The organism is Bacillus cereus group sp. Bce041 (assembly GCF_052646455.1).
Map to the genome: position 1 here is coordinate 13,222 of NZ_JBQXON010000014.1, position 23,515 is coordinate 36,736.

Sequence of the window (23,515 nt, forward strand, 5' to 3'; positions counted from 1 at the left end):
TTCGAAAATACTGACATTTTTAGTAGGACTTATAAATTTCGGTTTGTCATATGAAATGAAAAATCAAGCCGTTATTTTTGGGGTTCAGTCTACCATTATTTAAACTATTATTCACACTAAAAGAAGTACAAGGGGGAAGGTATATCTATTAAAATAGTGAGATATACCAAATTGAAAATGAACATTAAATTTAATAAAAAAGTAGTAGCATTCACGGCAGGATTAACGGTATTATCTTCACCATTGGTATCGTTCGCAGAGGAAGAACAATTAGTAAACAATAAACAACCTACAAACGTTCAGGAACAAAGTAAAACAACATCAGATGAACAGGCTTTAAAAAGTATTGAAGCTAGTTTTAAAGAGATAGACGGACGTGGTGGAGGTACTGTCGACAATAAGAAAGTAGATAGTCTTCAACGTTCAGAAGGTATTCATGAAGAAACAGGTACACTAACTGTTCCTAACAATTCAAACAGAACAAAACGTAGTCTGTCTCCCATATCACCTAGCACCTCTAGTACAATAAATGGTGTTCCATTCACTGAATGGATTGTTCCAGCAGGTAACGATAATATTCGTCCTCAAAACTATATGAGCCCAAAGTACATTACAATTCATGAGACTGATAATACAAGTGTAGGAGCAGGTGCTAGAAACCACGCTCAATACCTATATAACCAAGCAGTAGGCAACACAGACCGAGCTGCATCTTGGCATTTTACAGTAGACGATAAAGAGATTTATCAACACCTACCATTAAACGAGAACGGATGGCACGCAGGAGACGGTGATGGTCCAGGTAATAGAGAATCTATTGCAATTGAAATCGCAGTTAACAGTGACGGTAACTATAGTAAAGCGGTAGATAATGCTAAGAAACTTGTAGCTTATTTAATGAAAGAAACTGGTGTACCGTTAAATAACATTGTAAAACACCAAAAATGGAGTGGTAAAATCTGTCCTGCTAATATGATTAATAATGGACAATGGGATGCATTCGTAAATGGTGTTGGTGGGTATTATAATAATCTTTATCAACCAAAAGATGACATTACTGGAGGTTGGTATGAAGAAGCTATACGAGAGTTAAATAGAAGGGGTATTATGATAGGGGAAGGAAACGGAGTTTTCGCACCTAATAGAGCGATAACAAGAGCCGAATTTGCTCAATTAATCTCTAAATCTCTAAACCTGCCAGCTGGAGATGCTTCATTTAAAGACCTAAACGATGCAAACTCAACTTTACGAGATGGTATTAAACGTGCTGCAAGTGCAGGTATTATTCTAGGTAGAGGTGATGGTTATTTTGACCCAAACACACCTATTACGAGAGAAGAATCAGCAATTATTGTAAATAAGGCTTTACAGTATAAAGGTATATGGGGACCAGTTGTAAACCTACCATTCTCAGATAAAGACCAAATTAGCTATAAAGAAGACGTACAAAGATTGTATGGTCTAGGTATTGTAAAAGGTAAGGGTGATAATCAATACGACCCTAAAGGAACAACAACTCGTGGTGAAACAGCAACATTCATTCTAAATATGCTACAAGTAATTGAAAATGGTAGTGTTGAAAAGGTAATTGGAATGGCTCAAATTAATGGTATTGGGGTAAATGTTCGAAGCGGATCAGGGACAAACTATTCTATTGTTAGAAAGACAAGTAAAGGCGAAAAAGTTACAGTATATGAAGAAAAGAACGGCTGGCTAAGAATTGGAACAGGTCAGTGGATTTATTATGACTCTAGTTATATCGACTATAACAGATTATAAAAGACTTAATAGTTAAAAGAACAAATCATATTTGGATATATAATTTACTCTCAGGTTGTGAAGAAGACTTTCTCCACAACCTGTTTTTATGCCTGGCCCCCCTTTACTTACCAATACTGATAAAAAGAGGAGAAGGAGGGATTCATTATGATGCTGGCATCGGTAAATCAATGAGATTATTTTCCTTTTGGAACACAGTTTTTTATTAGCTTGATGGATATGAGGTCCCGCCAGCATTTTGGAAAAAAACACGCTAAGAAAATTTTGATATTAAAAAGACTGATTAATCCATGCTTAGATTACTCAGTCTTTTAATATTCAATGGATTTAATTTATTCATTCTTCAAGAATTGTTAATGTTTTATTTGTTGCATCCATCTCTATTTTGAAATCAATTGGGACAGTTAACATCGGGTGAGTATGGCAGCAATCAAATTCTGCAATAAAAGGTATGTAACTCCCCTTTAGAACCTCTAATAGAATCTCAGATGTTTTTTTATTTGTACCCAGTTATTTATGAGGCTTTGGCGTGTTTTATTTTCGTTTGGGAATAATTAATTTCTTAAGTCAGTACGTATATGAGGTGCCCCCTATAAGAAAAATATCTGTCTAAATTGAAAAGTTTTTTAGTTGTAACGGTTAATTTTTTGAATTGTTTCCGTAACATTAAATGGTCAATTTTTAGTAACATACCTAAAAAAACCGTCACAGTAATGTGACGGAAACATGGAAAAGTATTAATGTATTACTATTATTATTTATTTGTAGCTTTTAAAGTATTTAAAACAATTTTGGTTGCATCTGCAATAAGTTTATCATCGTATTCAGCATCTTTTTTATCATGATTAGAAAGGATGGCAAGAACAATTGGTTTTTTATTTGGTGGCCAAATAACTGCAATATCATTCCTTGTTCCATAAGAACCTGCACCTGTTTTATCAGCTACTTCCCATCCTTTTGGTACGCCCGCACGAATTAATTTATCCCCAGTTGTGTTTCTTTTCATCCAATCTACTAATAGTTCACGTTTCTCAGATGGTAGTACAGTTCCTAATGTAAAAGACTGAAGTGTCTTAGCGATTGCTTTTGGTGTACTCGTATCATGTGTTTCTCCTGGATTTACTTCATTTAATTCAGGTTCAAATCGCTTGGAATTAGTAACAGTATCACCAATTTCTCTCAAGATTTTTTCAAATACGGATGGACCACCTAACTTTTTAAGAATTAAATTATGTGCTGTACTGTCACTATATCGAACAGAAGCATCTGCAAGTTCTTTTAATGTCATTCCTGTATCCACATGCTTTTCAGTAATTGGATTATAATTAGAAAGGTCTTCACGCGTATACGTAATCCTTTCATCAAGAGCTTCTATTGAGTTCTGACGTAAAAGAACGCCCGCTGCTAATGATTTAGATGTAGAGGCAAATGCAAAACGATCATCTGATCGATAAGAAACAGTTTGATTCGTACCAGTATCCAGTGCATAAATACCAAGCTTGGCATCATATTCTTTTTCAAGTTTAGCAAAAGAATTATCACCAGTATTTTCTTGTTTAATTGGATTTGTTTGTTTCGTTTGTTTAGGTGATTCAGATGGAGTATTACTATTGGAACAGCCTATTAGTGTTACACATGAAAGTAATACGACAGATACAATCGTAATGTTAAAGAACTTGCTTAATATGAACATAAATTTTCAACCTCTTTCAAGAATATATGGTTTTTTCCTAGGTTTTTCATACAGATGTAAGTAAAGAGAATATGGGGTAACAATACTTCTACAGCTAAAATTTTATAGCTTAAAGCACATGCAAGATGTTTATATGCTTGATAAGCTATTGTTTGAGTTATTCCTTCTTCAATCTCACTTGCAATACTTTACCTGTAAAAGGATTAAGCTTGTATCTCTTAAATACTCATCCTTCTTTTGCATCCTTTTCCTTTTCAAAATAAAAGTCCTTTCATATTTTTGTAATACTTAAAAATAGATTTCAAACGGGATTTATTATATCTAAATTGAACATCTAATTTTAGGAACACATTTAATAGACAATCTAAGTAATAAAATTGTTCCACTTTAATTTGAGGAAGAACTTGATGTTTAAATAAAATGAAAGTAAATTTTTAGCCAAAAGTTTACTTCCAAATTAGAAAAGATTAGGTCCTCAATAGGCTTTACCCCAGCCATAAACCTTACAATCAAAAACAAAGGGTAATTCAACTATCAAACTCATATAAAATTTTAATCTTGTCTAAGCATCCAGTAGGATATACAATTGATCATCTATTTTTCTTTACATAATCTCCAGATACAGTCCATATCAACTATAGATTCTTGCCTTATGCTAAACGTAATCAAAAAGCAAGTAGATAAAGATAATGACTAAAACATTAACTCTAGATACTTTTTTGATGAATATTACAAATAAACAGGAGGTAATGAAAAATGATTAAAACATTATTAGCAGGAGCATTTTTAAGTACAGGATTATTAGCGGGTGGTGCAATTGGTGCAGATGATGCGAAAACGGACAATCTAAAGTCAAATGAAAATTTAAATCAAGTAATTAGACAGAGTGCAGATGGAACAACGTCTTCCTCACAAAACTTTGATTTACCTAAAGATGCAGTGCCAGCATCTAAAGGAGATGTAAAAACTGTTGAAAAATCAGAAGGTACAGGTACAGATTCTCAAGAAGGAAAAATGGTAGAAACAAAAGAAGGTACAGAATCACAACCTGGAAAACATGCAAAAACTGTTGAAAGAACAGAAGGTACAGGTACAGATTCTCAAGAAGGAAAAATGGTAGAAACAAATGGAGGTACAGAATCACAACCTGGAAAACATGCAAAAACTGTTGAAAAATCAGAAGGTACAGGTACGGATTCTCAAGAAGGAAAAATGGTACCAACAAATGAAGAAAATTAAATAATATATAGTTATAACGAAGAGCATCCAAAAAGGGGTGCTCTTTTTATATTATAGGGATCAACTAGTTTTACACAACATAGAGCTGTAGGAGGAATTGAGGATTAGAACATGGGGTACGGTTTCTTCAAATCAGGGTGTTTAGAGCAATAGTTTTGGTGGTAACGTTACAATACAAACATTTTGTTAGAGATTTTTTTAATTTACATAGACTCTAGATAGACTACATATCAACTTCAGATACTTGTTTTATGATACAAGTAATCAAACAAAAGGAGGGCAATACAAAATGATTAAAACAGTATCAACAGGCACTCTTTTAAGTACAGGAGATTATTAACAGGTGGAGAAAATGCTGAAGATGTACAGACAGATAAGCATATTCCATATGAACAAAATGAATTGCAGCAAATTCTAGAAAAGTACGATTCGAAGAAATTTGAGTTATAAAAAGAAAATAGATAAATATAGTAAAAATAGATAAATTGACAAGAGAAAAGCACTTTGTGTATATCACAGGTGCTTTTTATTTTTATTTTGATCTAGGATTTAAATTAAACTTTTATACTAAAATATATATAGGGAAATTTGGAAGTTCATTGTACAAAATTATTTATGGAATATTAATTTTAATTTATACTTTGTATTCATTTTTTGTAAGTGATGGAAGTGAAGTAAGGTTTATTATGGTGTTAACTATAGTACTTATTTTTTCTGTGGTTTTAGAAAAAAGGATTGATTAAAGGTCGTTTTTTAACACTTTTTAAAGATATCTAATTTAAATTATTATTCAGTAGTTTACTTTCATAATATTGATTTTTATACGTGTTTGGTAAAGAAGATACAATGAATTACTAATAAAAAGTATAACGAAATCTAGTTCGGTATAGTAAAGTGCAAATGAAGATGCCCTCTTTGCTATCTCCCCAAAAAAGAGCCATTGCTGACAATTTTATAGACTGTATTTTCAGAAACATTACAAGCGTGTAAGTAAAATGAAAGGAAATTCAATATGAGAAAAAAAATCTTACTACTATAATGAATAACAGAAACACTCATGAAAAAATGTGGTGCGAATCTAGGTGATTTTTATGTCTTTTCATTAAGGTTTTGTCGCAGGAGCAGTACTGTACTAAAATTCAATTAAAAAATTTGATGAAGCTATCACCTTTAGAAAAGATGATTCCGTTAAGTATACATCAATTAGAGAGAACCACATAGATACCGGTATAATTCTGGATTAATATTTACTAGAGGTAACGATACATCGTTATTTTTATCTAGAATATTATTTAAACTACCCAACACGTAACCTAATGGACTGTTGGAGATAGGCGATTTCTGAGAACACCGATGTATCCACCAGTTATCTTAGCAGGCTCTACCTATAGTCCCTGCGGTGAGAACATAAGTATTTTGTACGTTGATTTACCCCAATTTCTACTTTAGCTTGCTTGTCACAACTTTGACAAGCGTGGAGCGATAGAACGTTGAAGAATGATTTGTACCAGTATATAGTGGCGAACAGATTGACTTAGGCCAACCGACATTCATCTTCAACCTAAAATTAGTGTTGCACACCCTCACATTTTTGAGGAAGGAGTCTTCTGTCGGAAAAAAATAAAAAACACAGAGGTGTAAAATGAACATTATTTCCGAACTATTCGTTAGTTTTGCAATTCCTACGATACAACTCACATTTTTGTTCCTTCTCATACTTATTTTTAGCTATTTTGTAGTATACAAAAAGGTATGTAAAGGTGAAAAAAAGTTTACCGTACAACAAATTATATTATTGATATTAATAATAGGATATTATTCTCTTGCATTATCAGCTACTTCATTTGGTCGTTCAGATGATATAGCTTATGCAAGAACAATTGACTTTGATGTACTTAGTGTTTATAAAAAAGCATGGAATACCTTTTCATTTTCTTCTTTTTTCCATATCATTGTGAATATAGGTATGCTTTTTCCGTTAGGAATTTTATTCCCTTTATTTAGTAAGGTTTTTCAAAAAACAAAATGGATGTTAATCATCTCAATTATAGCAAGTTTATTGATTGAAATTCTTGAATTCACACTGCAACGCGGAAGTATGGAACTAGCCGATTTACTTCATAATACTTTAGGCATGATGCTAGGATATTCTGTGTTAAACATAGTTCTTATATTTTTGAAAAAAAAAGAAACAGATACAAAAATAATCAAATATTTATACCTTCCCATTACAGTAAGTTTCGTCGCACTCGGGATAATGATTTCGTATCAAATGAAGGAATTTGGGAATATGCCTATTGATCCCATTACAAAAACTGATATGTCTCATGTTACTATAAAAACATCAATAGAGTTAAAAGACGAAGGGAAAAAAATGCCTGTTTACAAAAATTACGTTACAAAAAAATCACCTGTTCGAGATGTTGAAATTCTTTCTCCAAAGGAAGCATTTCAAAAACTGAAACAAGGAGACTTCGATCCTATAATATCTTTCAAAGCAGGTGATACATTATTCATTACAAAATATAAGATAGATTACTACACTGATACTAAAGGTTTTTCTCAACCTATATATGTTTTTGAAGTACACTTAAATGATAAAGATATTTGGTCTCAACCTATTTCCGCAAAGAAATAACGTAAATTTGGTTCTGTTGCAAATTTTTTCACGAAATACACAGAGACATGAATGTATGAGGAAATATTATGAGGAGGCTACTAGTACTGGCTATAATTCATGATACATCGAAAAGGCGGAGTCCGTTTGCAGACTTCGCTTTTGTTTTTATAGTGCATGCAAGGGTACGGAAACGAAGGGGTATCATCAATCAACTCTCATTCTTAGTGTGTAAATTTGAAGGGGATTTCTCATATAAAAATAGTAAAAGATCTTAGTAAAGAATACACAAGAAAGGTTTCACATACAGCACTTTCAAATATAAATTTAACAATTACAGAGGGAGAATTTGTTGGGATTATGGGCCCTTCGGGTAGTGGAAAAACAACGTTATTGAATATGATTTCTACTATTCACTCGCCAACATCAGGCAGTGTATTCATTAATAGTAAAAATCCGTATTAACTTTTACCCAATGATTTTGCCTTATTTCGCAGACAGGAAGTAGGATTCGTCTTTCAATCCTTTAACCTGTTGCATACATTAACAGTAAAAGAGAATATGGTTCTTCCGCTCGTATTAGATGCCATAAATGTGAAAAGAATAAATAACCGAGTAGAATCTATTTCGAAAAAATTAGGAAACAGTGAAATTTTAAATAAACGAACATATGAAATTTCTGATGGACAAGCACAGCGAATAGCGATTGCCCGTGCACTCATTCATTCTCCTAAATTGGTTCTTGTCGATGAGCCAACAGGAAACTTAGATTCTAAAGCTTCTCAAGATGTAATGGAGTTATTAACACAATTAAATAAAGAGGAAAAGGCAACAATGATGTTAGTAACGCACGATCCAGTTGCTGCAAGTTACTGTGACCGCATAATTTTTATTAAAGATGGCCAGTTATTCAATGAAGTTAATTGTAAAGACGATCGTCCATTATTCTATAAAAAATTATGGATAGTCTTTCTATGTTAGGGGGAAATAAACATGAATTTTCGACAACTTGCACTCAATAATGTTTTACGGAATAAACGAATATATCTAGGTCATTTTTTTAGTAGTACATTTGCGGTATTGATTTTTTTCACTTATGGGCTACTTGTCTTTCATCCGAACCTACAAGGTGAACTAACTCATGTAAGTACCATCATGAGTACATTTGGGAAAATAGGATTTCATTTATCGTATTACTTAATCTTTGTTTTTTCTTTCTTATTTATTTTCTATTCTGTTAGTGCATTTTTAAAAAATAGAAAAAAAGAGTTTGGATTATTAATGTTACACGGAATGTCTCATCAACAGTTTCATCGATTAATTTTTTTCGAAAATATGTTGATTGGAATCCCTTCTATAGTAGTAGGAATTGGACTAGGAATGGTTTTTTCTAAATTGTTTTTACTGGTTAGTGGGTCTTTATTAGGAGTAGAGCAAACGTTAGCATTTTACTTTCCATTCAAGGCAATAGTAGTAACAGCAATGTCCTTTTTTGTTTTATTTCTACTTATTTCATTGTTCACATCAAAAATGGTGAAAATGAATGAGCTTGTAGAACTTATAAAATCAGAGGAAAAACCAAAACCTGAGCCAATAGTGTCTGTTTATATATCTTTGTTGGTACTTATTTTATTTGGAGCGGGTTACTCCTGCATTCACCACAGTATCGCTGCGGTCGATTACATGCGTTTAAATCAATTATTCCTACTCGTAGGAGTAGGAGTCGTATTCATTGTATGTGGGACCTATTTTTTCTTTACTCAATTGTGTGTATATGTGTTATCTGCTTTAAAAAATAGAGAAACTACATTTTTTAAAAGAACCAACCTCCTTGTTATTTCAGAATTAATGTATCGCATGAAAGATAATGCGATAACGTTTTTTATCGTTTCAATTATATCTGCAGTATCTTTTACAGCAATTGGAGTTTGTACGGCTATTGCAAATCCTGAATTGGCAAAGCATGAGACACCATATGCATTTACCTACCGTTCAGATAAGGGGAATATACAAGAAAAAATGCATATTGAAGAGATAAAAAAACAATTAAAAGAATCTGGATTTTCATATAAAATTTTAGCAACAAAATTTAAAGGGGTACAAAGTGGGCCGGTTTTAATTAATCTTTCTACGTATAATGAATACGCTAAAAAATTAGGGTATGAAATAGAGAAATTAACAAATGAAAATGAAAGTATCGTTATACGATCAGAGAAAAATCACAAATATGCTGAGGATCTAGAACCTATTGAATTAAGGCATGGTGAACTAGAAGTACCACTTGCTGTTCAAAAAACAGTTTATATCCCAGAATTTACGGGCACGTTTGTTAAACCTGTTATTGTTTCTGATGCTGTTTATAATAAGGTCCTACGTGTTCAAGAAGAAGGCGTACTCCGAGATTACACAATTTACGGTTTTATCGTTAAAGATTGGTCTGAAACAAGAGCGATTTCCACAAGTCTTAAGAAGTTCATTGGTAAGAATCAAGAAGATTATTATAAGTTTTCATCACTGTATTTAAGATGGATTGAAATGAAACAACAAAACGGACTACTTTCTATTTCAAGTGTAATGGTGGGGATTGTATTTTTCGTATTTACGCTAAGTTTTTTATATTTCCGCCTATTTACTGATTTAGAACGCGATCAAGAGCAATATGAAATGATCTCAAAATTAGGTTTAAGTCAAAGAGAGTTAAAGCAAATCGTGACAAGACAAATGATATTACTATTTTTCCTGCCGATAGTAGTGGCTATGCTTCACAGTAGTTTTGCGTTTCTAACGTTTCATCAATTAGGACAAACAGTAAGTAAGGAAATGTCTGTTCTACAAAGTTCAATTGTTGTATTAGTAATCTTTATTTGTATGCAAATGATTTATTTCCTTATTATTAGACATCATTATTTAAAACGCATATGTACAAAAATGTATTCATAAAAAAGATAGTCAAAAAATTAAAGGTGCATACTCAATCATTAATTTTGATTGGATATGCACCTTTATTGTGTTGAAAAATATACCAAGATTAATATGTATTTGTTCCAATTTCTTTTAACATTCTTGACTTAATCATTTATGAGTGGCTCCAAAAAGAAGGAATGGTTGCCGTACCCCAAATAGAGAGCAAAATAATATAAAATAGTTTAGGAAATATATGACCACCCGCTAATCTATGGGTGGTCTTTTGGTTACAAATAAGCATCAACAACCCAAATAGGTAAAAGTATCGCTTTGGGGAACTACCAATTTCTTAAGTTGATGGGTATGTGATGATACCCATCATTGTATTTAGAGTAAAAATTTTTAAATATAGCAGAAATGATAATGAAGTATTTATCTCTAATTTGCTAACTAAAATTTTTCAATACAATTAATGTAGTAGAAGCAATAGAGAAATAGGTTATTAAATATTCTACATTTTATAGACTTGCTAAACAGTATAAAGAAGTAAAAAAAGGGAAACCTAACGAATAATTAAGGATGATTCAGGGGGTACCAAATGGAGCATAAAACAGAAATAACAATTGGGGATTACGTTCAATTTTTATATCGTAAAAATCCTAATTTAGAATTAACCGGATATGTAGTCAGTGTTCTACAGAATACAATTGTTGTAGATATTACAGAGATAATGGGATTTGAAGTAGATGATGTTAGGCAAGTAGTAAAACACGGTTACTATAATAAAGTGAATCAAAAGCAAATAAAAAATAATGTTTCATAAAAAATGCTCCTAGATTAATCTAGGAGCATTTTTTTGATGAAGTTACTGGATTTCTTACGATGATAAATACCAGCCGTTAAAGAGTAACATATTCATTTAGAAAAAGCACTATCATGGATTCTTTTATATGCCAACCGACGCTCATCTCTACCCAAAATTGGTGTTTCACACCTTCACATTTTTGAGGAAGGGGTCTTCTGTCTGAAAACGATAAAAAAAGTCCTTAACAACTTGTTAAGGACTGCGGAATAGAACCGCAATTTGGGCGGACACCCAATCAGTTTGTAGAAAATAAATTGCGATTATAATAGCAATTGCATTCCCAAAAGCAATATTTCAAATGGATTGTAGCATACCTGTAACTATATTGGTATCAATAAAATATGGATTGGATTACAAAAAGTGGTTTTGAATATTAGAAAAAGTTTAAAAGTTAATTACTTCTCATGAAGAAAAAACCTTAAGAAAAACTTGTAACGATAAATTTTTAGAGGGAAGGTGGATTTTTACTTTTTAATTCACATAATTTTCAAACATTAAAAATCTGGATGTTAATATTTGTTATATAATGGTATCAAGCCGTAATCAATATGGTTTCCCCGTTATGAATAATGAGATAATTTATGTGTCCCATGTACTCGCTTTAAAGCAAAAAAACTTGTAGTGATTTCTACAAGTTCTTTTTGTTTTTCATTTTAAATAACCTACAATAGATCTTTAAAAGAAACTAAATATCTTAATTGTGGAAATTTGTTATTACACCGTCTTCAACATGTTTTTTGAACTCTTTTTCATTCACCTTATAAGTTTGATAAACTCTCTATACGGGGTTCATCCGAGATATATGTAATTTAGAGCTATATTTTGTATTTTATCTCTATATCCGATTATACTGAAAAAAGAGATTATAATAATAATGTTGCGAATTATTTTTGATACAGCAAATTTAACAGTTAGAATATTTCATATTTCCAAACACAAGATGTAACAAAACCTAATAAAAAAATTATATTTTGTTACATTAGATAGCGTGTTATAATGAGTTAGCGTTAACTTTAAGAGAAACAAATCTATATATAGGAGGGGTTTAAGTGAGTTTTTCTCAGGAAAAAAACCTAAAATTAATGATGCATACTATTACTTTACTATCTTTCATCATTCTCATTTTTTTTAGCATTACAATTTTTTATATACCCTTTATTTTTTATTTTATATTTAAATCAAAAGAACTTCGTATCATTGCTATTGAAACAGCTGTTTATCAGCTATTCACTTGGATTATTACATTGATATTGAATACTTTTGTAATGAGGACGTTAATGCTTTCTATGTTCTATTCCGATATGAATGCGGGTAATATATCAGTGATATTGTGGGCAGCCCCAGTTTATATAATCCTAACTATTTTATTAGTTTTCGGGCCTCTTAAAGGAATTTTATATGTATTAAAAGGGAAAGATTTTCATTATCCTATTATTTCTAAATGGATTAGCAAGTAAAAAATAAAGAAAGAAGAATCCAGCGAATTATGGATTCTTCTTTCTTTTATATTTAGTGTCTATTTATAAAATATAAACTCATATTTTGTGTTTAAATGCTAGTTTTATTTATAATTGAGATATTCTTTAACTTCTAAAAATACTTAAAATAAGCATCGCTAAACCGCTTAATGTCATAAAGGTAAAAGCACCATAGCCAAAAATTTGAATCCATTTTGGTAATTGATTCATGTTAATTTTATTTGTTGGGACTCCTTGTATAGAAAACATCATTTCTTGGTCTCGATCCCTATTATTTTGTTGTTGGTACATAAACTCATCACCTTTCTGACTATTTTATTTATAGTATATCATGTTAGCTGTAGTTATATATATAATTCAACAAACAGAAAACTAATAATAGAAATAAAATATAAATGATGAACTATTTTTACATGTATCTCAGCTATTCTCCACGTACGCTTTTCTACTCTAATCGAAATTTACTTAACAAAGGAAATTTCAGTTTCCACCTTCAAAAAAATGTTTTATCTTAGGTTTTATGTCATTTGGTTGCGGGATTTCATTAATTGTCGAATTGGTACATTTTATCTTATTCCAACTTTTCGGGGATGGGCAAAAACACCCAATATAAGTAATTCTTTTTATTGTTTATATTTTGTTATTTCTTGTTGCAGAATCCTTAAGCTATTAAGGATTTCTTTTTTGTATCTAAAATCCAAAAATAAAAAGATAAGATCGGCGAACACGATCTTATCTTTAGCACAAGGAGTAAACAAAAGGATAACCATCATATTTTTATTATAATTTCCTTTTTGTTAATTTTGAATATTGGAACTATAATTAATAAGTATATCTATATTGAGAAATTTATTACAAAATTAGTTTTAAGTCTAAGGAAAAAGCATAATCCCTTTGTTAGACCTTAATACAGCTATTAGCTTTTACTTAAAAGCAGGGTGAATACCTTTGTTTTTAGTGAATCTATATTACATTTTTAATGGAAATAAACAAAAACTTTTTCTTATAAAAATTTTGTTTTATTAAAGAAATAAAATATACTAGACTATAAATCAATTTATAGAATGAGGTATAATACATTGAATAAACGACATATTTTTATAGGTGCTGCAATGAGCAGTATTTTATTATTATCTGCATGTGGTAATTCTGATAATCTTGTTACATCGAAATCAGGAAATTTGACACAAGAAGAATTTAATAAAAAGTTAAAAGAAACAGCAGGAAAACCCGTTTTACAACAAGTAATGTTAGATAAGATTTTATTAGATAAATATAAAGTTTCAGATGATGAAGCAAAGAAAAAAGTTGAAGAATTAAAAAAACAAATGGGCGATAATTTTAAATCCTATTTAACACAAGCTGGTGCTAAAGATGAAGATGATCTTAAAACAAAAATAAAAACGCAAATAGCCTTTGAAAAAGCTGTTAAAGCTTCAGTTACGGAAAAGGAAATGAAAGATTACTATAAACCAAAATTAAAGGCAAGTCATATTTTAGTAAAAGATGAAAAAACAGCGAAAGAAATAAAAGAAAAATTAAATAATGGAGAAGATTTTGCAGCATTAGCAAAACAATATTCAGAAGATCCTGGTTCAAAAGAAAAAGGTGGAGAATTACCTGATTTTGGTCCAGGTGAAATGGATTCTAAATTTGAAGAAGCTGCTTATAAATTAGAAGCTGGACAAGTAAGTGATCCAATAAAATCTTCTTATGGTTACCATATTATTAAATTAACAGAGAAAAAAGAGTTAAAACCTTTTGATCAAGAAAAAGATAATATTCGTAAGGAACTAGAACAGAAGCGTTTACAAGATCAACAATGGCAACAACAATTCTTTAAAGATTTATTCAAGAAAGCAGATATAAAAATAACAGATAAGGATTTAAAAGATACTTTTAAAGAATTTGAAAAATAAAGCTATGTACAAAAAAATAACCCCTCGGGGTTATTTTTTTGTACATAGCTTTAAACTAATGAAATAAAAGCTACTTACTTGCCTTAAAAATAAGTAGGGGTGTTCATTTCATTTTTATTATATCATCTTATATCTTAATTATTTCTTTTTATAAAAACTAACTATGTTATTGTCATATTTATGTTAAATAAGGACTCCCGCCAGATTGTTATCAATCTAAAATTATGAAGTACTCCCATTATGAAAATTTTATATTTTCGCAGCTAAAGGACAAATAAAAAAGGTTTTTAACAATTTATTAAGGACTGCGAAATAACAACGCAATTTAGGTTGGAACCCAATCAGTTTGTAGAAAATAAATCGTGATTATGATAGCAATTGTATTCTCAAAAGCAATGTTTCAAATGAATTTTAGCATATCTGTAACTATATTAGTATCAACAAAATGTGGATTGGATTTCGTTTTTTGTACCAGAACAGATACCCCTACATTTATCTGCCTCTTTGGTAAGGCATCGAATATTCCTTACTTATACTATCACGATTTCTGATAGCTTACATGTAGAGGTATCGCTTAATATAACAAAAATGTAATGTTAATGAAATGTAATCCCATCGATACTATAAATGAATTTATATAAAATGAATTACATAAATGAATGGGAGTTAAAGAATTTTTATAATGAAAAAGGAGAAGTATTAATGCGTAATATATTAAGTGTAGAAAAAATTGAAAAATATTATGGTAATAAAGATAATGTAACAAAGGCTATAGATAATATTAGTTTTAAGGTAGATGAGGGAGAATTTGTTGGGATAATGGGGCCTTCAGGAAGTGGCAAAACTACATTACTTAACTGTATATCAACGATTGATCATGTTACGACGGGAAAAATAATAATCAATAATAGTGACATTACTCGGTTAAAATCAAATTCACTAGATAAGTTTAGAAAAAATGAATTAGGGTTTGTATTTCAGGATTTTAATTTATTAGATACTCTTACTGCTTATGAAAATATTGCCCTAGCGTTAACTATAAAAGGTGAGGAAAGTTCAAAAATTGATGGCAAAATACAAGCAGTTGCAAAATATTTAGAAATTGAACAAGTATTAAGCAAATATCCTTATCAAATATCAGGTGGACAAAAACAAAGGGTTGCTTCGGCAAGAGCTATCGTAACAGAGCCATCTTTAGTACTTGCAGATGAACCAACAGGATCGTTAGATTCTAAATCGGCTAGATTATTACTCGAAAGATTTGAAAGTCTAAATAAGGATTTGAAAGCTACCATACTTATGGTTACTCATGATGCGTTTACAGCAAGCTATGCTCGTAGAATTCTTTTTATTAATGATGGCAAAATATTTATCGAGTTGGTAAGAGGAAATGATTCCAGAAAAGAATTCTTTACTAAAATTATCGAAGTTATAACCCTTCTTGGAGGTGACGATAATAATGTACTCTAAGATTGCTATTGGGAATGTAAAGAAAAGTTTTAAAGATTATGCAATATATTTCTTAACACTAACACTGGCTGTTTGTATATTTTATAGCTTTAACTCAATAGAATCACAAAAGGCACTTATGGAAATTAACGCTTCAGATAGAAAGTATGTGCCTACAGTAATGAACGCTATCTCAAATGTGTCAGTATTTGTATCCGTAATATTAGGTGGTTTAATATTGTATGCAAATAATTTCTTAATTAAAAAACGTAAAAAAGAATTAGGAATATACATGACTTTAGGTATGGGGAGAAGAAACATATCCAGAATATTAGTAACAGAGACATTTCTAGTTGGCGTTATATCTTTAGTGAGTGGACTTATAATAGGTATTGGAGTATCGCAGGGGTTATCTACATTTGCATTAAAGCTATTTGACTTGCCCATCAATAAATATAAATTTGCAATTTCAACAGGTGCTATAGGTAAAAGCGCATTATACTTTGGGATCATGTTTTTACTTGTTATGTTATTTAATGTATATGTTGTTTCTAAATACAAAATAATTGATTTGTTAACAGCAGGTAGAAAAAACGAAGATGTAAAATTTAGAAATCCTCTTATCTATGTAATCACATTTATTATGTGTGTAGCATCACTTGGATATGCATATGTGACTGTACTAAAAATCGGATTGAATTTTACTAATCCTATGATCGTGGTATCAATCATTCTTGGCATATTAGGTACATTTCTGTTTTTCTTTAGTTTATCTGGATTTATATTATATGTTGTAAAGAAGAATAAAAAAGTCTATTTTAAGGGTTTAAATATATTTATCATCAAACAAATAAACAGTAAGATTAATACAAATTTTATATCCATGTCTGTAATCTGTTTAATGTTATTCCTTACTATGGTGACTTTATCTACAGGAATCAGCTTTAACAGAATGATGGACGCAACAATAAAAGAAACAACACCATTTGATGCCAGTATTGTGTTGGTGAATAGGGATGAAAGTTACACTATAGAAGACGTATTAAATAAATCAAATTTTAAACTAAGTAATAACGAAAAATATGTATCTTATAATGTATATTCAACAGAAATGAAAGTGGGGGACTTAATACCAGAAGCATTTAAAGATTATAGGGATAGCGGTGCGAATAGCATTAAATTATCTGATTATAATAAAATTTTAAATCTTAAAGGTGAAAAGAAAATTACTTTAAATAATAATGAAGTTTTATTTCTATCAAATAATATGCGGTTGCTTAATTCGATAAATGAAAGATTAAAAAATAGCAATAAGGTGAATATTAAAGAAAAAGAATATCTGGTAAAAAACGCAAAAGTTATACAAGAGAATCTTTATACTGCTGATACGCAACCTTATTTCTTCACAATCATTATAAATGATGAGTTTGTATCAGACCACAAAATTAATACATCCTTACTTAATGTAAATTATTTAGATGGAAATAGAGAAGAATATAATAAAAAATATGATAATGTTGCACGGGACTTTTATGACGAAAATGGCCCGAAATTAAATATTAGTCATATATCAGGCAAATCAAAGGATGAAGTTCGTGCAGAAAGTAGGGGATTGAAAACAATCATACTGTTTATTGGGATATATATAGGAATTGTATTTTTAATAACGAGTATGGCTGTATTAGCTCTTCAACAATTATCAGAAGCCAGTGATAGCATAGATCGATATAAATCTTTGAAGAGAATTGGTTCAAACGGAACCATGATTAACAAAACGATTTTTATTCAAACTTTCGTATACTTTAGCCTACCAGTTATACTTGCTCTAATTCATTCTATAGTTGGAATTTATGTAATCAATAATTTTATTAACGCAATTCAACCAACAGACATTACTTTGCCAGCATTGATGACTGGCTTAGTATTTCTTGTAGTTTATGTGGGATACTTCTACACAACGTATGTCGGGTATGAAAATATTGTAAAAAGTAATACTTGATTTTATAATGCTCATTAGGGCTATTACACCTTGTTTCTCAAGATGTAATAGCCTTATATTCTGTATAGGGAGGGAAAAGTCATGAAAAAAATCATTCTGATTGAAGATGATGAAATCATCAGAGAAGAATTACAACATTTTTTTATAAAGTATGGATATGAAGTAAAGGCTCCCACAGATTTTAATCATATTATCGAATATATAGAAAGTGAGAATGCAGACCTTATATTACTAGATATAAATCTTCCTGTGTTTGATGGCTATTATATATGCAGAGAAATACGTAAAACTTCAGATGTTCCAATCATCATGGTTACAAGCAGAGATAGTGATGTAGATGAACTAATAAGTATGAATTTAGGAGCAGATGATTTTATAACAAAGCCGTATAATACAGAAATACTATTAGCAAGAGTAACAAATATTTTAAGAAGAACATCTGGAGATTTCAAGATGAATCATATCTTAATTTATAGGGATTTTAATTTAAATCTTTCAAATGCAACAGTTACTTATCAAGACAAGTCTGTAGAATTAACTAAAAATGAAGTCAAAATACTCTCATGCTTAATAAATAATCGCGGGAATATTGTAAAAAGAGATTCACTCATAGAAACTTTATGGAAATCTGATTATTTTGTGGATGATAGCACCTTAACTGTTAATATAAATAGATTAAGAAAAAAGCTTGAAGAGATAGGTATAGAAAATCCAATTGCAACAAGAAGAAGCTTAGGGTATATAATGCCATGAATATAGGTGAATTTATTAAAGATAAAATAGTAGTGATACTATCAAATGTACTGGTATATATCATACTAGCAGGTATATTGCTGACTGCGCATGTTCCGTTCATTATCATATTCTTTGTCTTTTGTATTTGGTTTTTTCCATTGATTTCATATATGGCTATAGAATTTATAAGATGTAAAAATTATTATAATGAGATTAACGGTATATTAGAAAACTTGGAGAAAAAATACTTACTTCCAGAGGTAGTAAAGGAAGCAAACTTTATACATGGGGAAAAGCTTAACGCAATACTAAAAGAAGTAAGTAGAGATATGCATGAAAATGTAAAGTATTATAGAGATATGCAATTGGATTACAGAGAATATATAGAGACATGGGTGCATGAAATTAAGACACCAATAGCTTCTACAAAGCTTATTATTGAAAATAATCAAAATGAAGTAACGAATAAAATTGACTCTCAAATGGATCGGATTGAGGGGTTTGTTGAACAGGTTCTGTATTATTCTCGAAGCTCTAACGTGAATAAAGACTATATGATAAAGCCAATCAATCTTGATAATGTAGTAAGGAATGTAATTAAAAGAAACTATAGGGATTTTATTCATAAGAGAATAAAATTAGATATACAGGGTATTGATGAGATTGTATATAGTGATGTAAAATGGGTTGAATTTATTATTAATCAAATAATAGGAAATTCTATAAAGTACTCAAATAACAAAGAACAAATGATACGTATATACTCAATTAAGAAAACTAACTTAGTAATATTAACTATAGAGGATAATGGCGTAGGGATAGTAACTAAAGATATAAATAGAGTTTTTGAAAAAGGATTTACTGGAGAGAATGGAAGAAGATTTAGCAAAAGTACAGGAATGGGCTTGTATCTATGCGAAAAACTGTGCTCAAAATTAGGTATGAAAATTACCATTGATTCTGAAGTTAATAAGGGAACTAGGGTTACATTAATATTTCCGTTGTCAGGTATGGTAACTTTTGAGTCTTATTTATAAAAGAAATGCTGCATCTTCCCACGAATTTCATATGAAACTTATAAACAAATGCAAAACGGTATGAAAAGAGTAGAAATTCTCTTCATACCGTTTGTCTTATTTAGCCATTTAAAATATTGGTATATTTAATTGTACATCGGATGGATGTTAATCTGAAGTAGTCATTACTATTTTTGATGGCCACTAATACTTAACGTAAGATTTGATTCGGTTGCTACACAGACCTCGTAAGCGAGAAATTGTACACTATATAAAACAGTAAAATAAATATCCGATCCCTTATCGTACAAGGAATCGGATATTTTGTGTCCAAACGTACAATTTTTTTTGATATGGTGCCTCCTACAAGTTCTTTTTGTACTTCGGATTGACGAATAGTAAGTGTTATTGGGGATACCGCTTACATTTCAAAGGTGGTCATATATTCTTTTGATAAAATGCTGTAGAAAGCTTAAGAATTCTTAAGAACTTTTGCCCCTTTTTCTTAAGGTTTGGATTCTAGAGTATAATTATGAGTTCAAACCTGTGGGATGATTAGGTATGAAAACAATTCGCTTTCTCATTTCTATATATAATGCACTAAAAATCAATTGGTGCAGCTATTCCAAGTTCAAGGTTGCTTGGAGACAAAATAATTGAAGGAATTGATTTGAAGAAAGTAAATTACATTCTCAAATATGGACTGAGTACAGGTGTATTCGCAGAAAAATTAATTAAAAGAAGAAATCTCAAGACAATTATTTTATTAATGGAAAATAATAAGGAATTTTATTTTTTTACTAAAAGCAAAATTTAAAGAAGAAGGGAACTTATTAATTGTATATGGATTAGTAGTAAATACTGAACAATGCATTAGGGAAAACGATATTACGTATATACATTATGTTATTTCTTGTCTTCCGTTTGCAAGCTTAAGAAAAAAAGAAGATACAAATGTCTCACCTGCTTATGTCTTTAGCTGTTTAGTGCGAGAAAAATATGGAGGAATCATATGGAGTCAAAAATTCTTATTGTCGATGATGATAAAGAGATTAGAAATCTTATCTCTGTTTATTTGGAAAATGAAGGTCTGAAAACTCAAAAAGCTGAAGATGCTATAGAAGCTTTACAACTGTTAGAAGAAAAGGAATTTGATTTGATTATTTTAGATATTATGATGCCGAATATGGATGGTATTGAAGCGTGTATGAAGATTAGGGAAGACCGCAATATACCTATCATCATGCTATCTGCAAAATCTGAGGATATAGACAAAATTCAGGGGCTAGCCTCTGGTGCAGACGATTATTTATCAAAGCCGTTTAACCCACTAGAATTAATCGCTAGGGTAAAATCCCAATTAAGAAGATTTAAAAAATACAATACGTCCATAGAACATAATAAAAGTATTCTAGAAATTGGTGACTTAACCGTGAATACAGATACTCGTCAAGTATGGGTAAGGGGAATAGAAACAAGGTTAACTCCAAAAGAGTTTGCTATTCTAGAACTACTTGTCCGCAACAAAGGGGTTGTCCTGAGCGTTGCGAAAATATATGAAGCAGTTTGGAAAGAGGTTTTTTATAAATCAGATAATACAGTTATGGTCCATATTACAAAAATAAGAGACAAAATTGAAGAGGATTCTAAACATCCCATTTATATTAAAACCGTTTGGGGAATTGGGTATAAAATATGAAGAGGGTTAGCTTTAGAAATAAAATAATTATAAAACTTCTGGGTGCTGTTGCAGTTAGTTTTTTTGTTGCGTTTGGTTTAACAATCCTTATGGTGCTATTCGTCATAGATCCATTATTTAAAAAACACGAAGATTTTGGTATGTTTGAATTCAATTTATCATTGTTATTTTTATTCTCGTTCGCAACTTTTAACTTTATAGTAATTTTTTTGATATTGGTTCGAAAGAAAATAGCATATTTGAAGCTCATTTCTGATAATGTGAATGAAATTGCCAATGGAAAACTGGGTTTGACCATTGGGATTAAGGGGAAGGACGAATTGACCCAACTTGTCCAAAATATCAACTATATGTCCAAGGAATTGGAAAATACATTTGAACAGGAAAGACGATTAGAACGTACAAAAAATGAACTCATAACTAACATATCTCATGACTTACGCACACCGCTGACATCTATTATTGGTTATATAGATTTATTAAAAAGAGGGCAATACAACAGTAACACACAATTACAGGAATACCTTGAAACCACGTATTTAAAATCACAGAGACTGAAATATTTAATTGATGAACTGTTTGAATATACTCGTTTATCAGGTATAGATGCTAAGTTAAACTTTAATGAAGTTGATCTATCAGGTTTGTTGGAGCAAATAGTTGGAGAATACATTCCTATATTTGAAAAGGAAAGTTTAATCGTTCAAAAATCAATCACGGAAGAAATAATACCTATCTTCATAGATATAGAAAAAATGGTACGTGTTTATGAAAATCTGTTTATGAATGCGATAAAGTACAGCATAAAACCTTCCGAATTATTCGTATGTCTTGAATTAATAGATAACAAAGCGATTTTGAAAGTATCAAATAAAGTCGAGAAACCGCCTGTTAGCGATCCAAATAAATTGTTTGAAAGGTTTTTCAGGGGGGATAAGGCAAGAAAAGATGATCAAGGAAATGGACTGGGACTTGCTATTTCAAAAAGAATTGTTGAACTTCATCATGGTAATATATATGCAGAATATAAAGAAGGTTGGATGTCCTTTATTGTTGAACATCCAATCATATAGATTGGCTTATGGAATGACAGGTTCCATAAGCTTTTTTTTATAAAACTTAAGAATTCTTAAGGATTTTACAGGGTGTTTTCTAATTTTTATAGTTTATCATGTATGTATTCAAAGCGATGAGGTGAGTGGAGAAATTAAAATGAAATTTTCTTTACAGCTTTCAATCGGATACATCGTAACAGCCTTTTGGAAAAGGTAGATACAACATGAATATTTTGTTAGTAGCAAATAAGAATAGCAACTTATTTTAAAGAAATGAAAAAACAAACGTAGGAGGATATATATGGTGAAACCAGTTGTAGACGTGAAAAACGTCCAAAAAGTTTATGGTAAAAAAGGTGAGAACCAATCACACGCGTTAAAAGGTGTTTCATTCTCAATTCATGAGGGTGAGTTTGTGGGAATTATGGGGCCATCTGGTTCTGGTAAAACAACATTATTAAATGTAATTTCAACGCTAGATAAAGCGACAGGCGGCGTTGTTGAAATTGCAGGAACAGATATTACGACAATGAAACAAGGTGAGCTTTCTGATTTCCGTTCACAAAAGTTAGGATTCATTTTCCAAGACTTTAACTTATTGGAGAACTTATCTATTTATGAAAATATTGCACTTCCGCTTTCTCTTCAAGGTGTTCCATCACGTAATATTGGACCGAAAGTAGAAAAGGTAGCTGATATGTTAGGAATTTCAGCAATACTTCAAAAGTATCCATCTGAAGTATCTGGTGGACAAAAACAGCGTTCAGCAGCAGCACGTGCGTTAGTTCATGAACCAGCGATTATTTTGGGAGACGAGCCGACTGGAGCTCTGGATTCTAAAAATGCAACGAGTTTACTGGATGCCATGACAAACTTAAATAAAGAGCAAGGTGTATCCATTATGATGGTTACGCATGATCCTTACAGCGCAAGTTACTGTCAGCGTATTTTATTCATTCAAGATGGTGAGTTATATAAGGAAATTCATCGCGGTGGTACCCGTGATGAATTCTATAAAGAAATTTTAGACGTGCTTGCAAACTTAGGCACACAAAAAGCGTAAGGAAG

General features: G+C 30.8%; 16 protein-coding genes and 2 pseudogenes. 15 read left to right on the plus strand and 3 right to left on the minus strand.

The genetic code is table 11. The features are described from left to right. Window positions 1-177: 177 nt before the first annotated feature. Entirely contained in the window at window positions 178-1,779 is a 1,602-nt protein-coding gene (locus ACUN13_RS26745) for an S-layer homology domain-containing protein (RefSeq protein ID WP_341723403.1), read from the plus strand. Window positions 1,780-2,115: 336 nt separating this feature from the next. Here ACUN13_RS26745 and ACUN13_RS26750 read toward each other — a convergent pair. After that, window positions 2,116-2,286, minus strand: a pseudogene (locus ACUN13_RS26750) (LD-carboxypeptidase); the annotation flags it as partial. A gap of 247 nt (window positions 2,287-2,533) precedes the next feature. Continuing rightward, entirely contained in the window at window positions 2,534-3,472 is a 939-nt protein-coding gene (gene blaIII / locus ACUN13_RS26755; RefSeq protein ID WP_341723402.1) for a class A beta-lactamase BlaIII, read from the minus strand. 756 nt (window positions 3,473-4,228) lie between these two features. Here blaIII and ACUN13_RS26760 point away from each other — a divergent pair. From ACUN13_RS26760 to ACUN13_RS26785, 6 genes and pseudogenes are all read left to right on the plus strand, one after another. Further along, entirely contained in the window at window positions 4,229-4,711 is a 483-nt protein-coding gene (locus tag ACUN13_RS26760) for a hypothetical protein (protein ID WP_445424036.1), read from the plus strand. Between the two features lie 1,642 nt (window positions 4,712-6,353). After that, window positions 6,354-7,349: a VanZ family protein gene (locus tag ACUN13_RS26765; RefSeq protein ID WP_341723401.1), complete on the plus strand. Its 996-nt coding sequence runs from the start codon at window positions 6,354-6,356 to the stop codon at window positions 7,347-7,349. A 234-nt stretch (window positions 7,350-7,583) separates the two neighbouring features. Further along, window positions 7,584-8,350, plus strand: a pseudogene (locus tag ACUN13_RS26770) (ABC transporter ATP-binding protein). Further along, on the plus strand, window positions 8,322-10,268 hold the full coding sequence (locus ACUN13_RS26775; protein ID WP_341723400.1) for an ABC transporter permease: 1,947 nt from the start codon (window positions 8,322-8,324) through the stop codon (window positions 10,266-10,268). Before ACUN13_RS26770 ends, ACUN13_RS26775 begins: the two are co-directional and overlap by 29 nt. A 562-nt stretch (window positions 10,269-10,830) precedes the next feature. Next, window positions 10,831-11,055: a DUF2187 domain-containing protein gene (locus ACUN13_RS26780; protein ID WP_341723399.1), complete on the plus strand. Its 225-nt coding sequence runs from the start codon at window positions 10,831-10,833 to the stop codon at window positions 11,053-11,055. Window positions 11,056-12,146: 1,091 nt separating this feature from the next. After that, window positions 12,147-12,554 carry a hypothetical protein gene (locus ACUN13_RS26785; protein ID WP_341723398.1) on the plus strand — a complete coding sequence of 136 codons (408 nt, stop codon included), beginning with the start codon at window positions 12,147-12,149 and terminating at the stop codon, window positions 12,552-12,554. 126 nt (window positions 12,555-12,680) lie between these two features. Here ACUN13_RS26785 and ACUN13_RS26790 read toward each other — a convergent pair whose 3' ends face one another. Further along, on the minus strand, window positions 12,681-12,866 hold the full coding sequence (locus ACUN13_RS26790) for a hypothetical protein (RefSeq protein WP_320483427.1): 186 nt from the start codon (window positions 12,864-12,866) through the stop codon (window positions 12,681-12,683). A gap of 788 nt (window positions 12,867-13,654) precedes the next feature. Here ACUN13_RS26790 and ACUN13_RS26795 point away from each other — a divergent pair. From ACUN13_RS26795 to ACUN13_RS26830, 8 genes are all read left to right on the plus strand, one after another. Next, entirely contained in the window at window positions 13,655-14,494 is an 840-nt protein-coding gene (locus ACUN13_RS26795; RefSeq protein ID WP_322371560.1) for a peptidylprolyl isomerase, read from the plus strand. A gap of 702 nt (window positions 14,495-15,196) precedes the next feature. Next, window positions 15,197-15,964, plus strand: a complete 768-nt coding sequence (locus tag ACUN13_RS26800; protein WP_001244395.1) for an ABC transporter ATP-binding protein — start codon at window positions 15,197-15,199, stop codon at window positions 15,962-15,964. Next, on the plus strand, window positions 15,954-17,942 hold the full coding sequence (locus ACUN13_RS26805; RefSeq protein WP_445424037.1) for an FtsX-like permease family protein: 1,989 nt from the start codon (window positions 15,954-15,956) through the stop codon (window positions 17,940-17,942). The genes ACUN13_RS26800 and ACUN13_RS26805 overlap by 11 nt, the downstream gene beginning before the upstream one ends. 81 nt (window positions 17,943-18,023) lie before the next feature. Beyond that, a complete protein-coding gene (locus ACUN13_RS26810; protein ID WP_064532237.1) occupies window positions 18,024-18,695 on the plus strand; it encodes a response regulator transcription factor in 672 nt (223 codons plus the stop codon). Next, on the plus strand, window positions 18,692-19,714 hold the full coding sequence (locus ACUN13_RS26815; protein WP_322371562.1) for a sensor histidine kinase: 1,023 nt from the start codon (window positions 18,692-18,694) through the stop codon (window positions 19,712-19,714). The genes ACUN13_RS26810 and ACUN13_RS26815 overlap by 4 nt, the downstream gene beginning before the upstream one ends. Window positions 19,715-20,705: 991 nt before the next feature. After that, window positions 20,706-21,392, plus strand: a complete 687-nt coding sequence (locus tag ACUN13_RS26820; protein ID WP_322371563.1) for a response regulator transcription factor — start codon at window positions 20,706-20,708, stop codon at window positions 21,390-21,392. Continuing rightward, a complete protein-coding gene (locus ACUN13_RS26825) occupies window positions 21,389-22,465 on the plus strand; it encodes a sensor histidine kinase (RefSeq protein ID WP_322371564.1) in 1,077 nt (358 codons plus the stop codon). Before ACUN13_RS26820 ends, ACUN13_RS26825 begins: the two co-directional genes overlap by 4 nt. 283 nt (window positions 22,466-22,748) lie before the next feature. After that, complete coding sequence (locus ACUN13_RS26830; RefSeq protein ID WP_089172264.1) at window positions 22,749-23,510, plus strand: ABC transporter ATP-binding protein; 762 nt, start codon at window positions 22,749-22,751, stop codon at window positions 23,508-23,510. The last annotated feature ends 5 nt before the right edge of the window (window positions 23,511-23,515 follow it).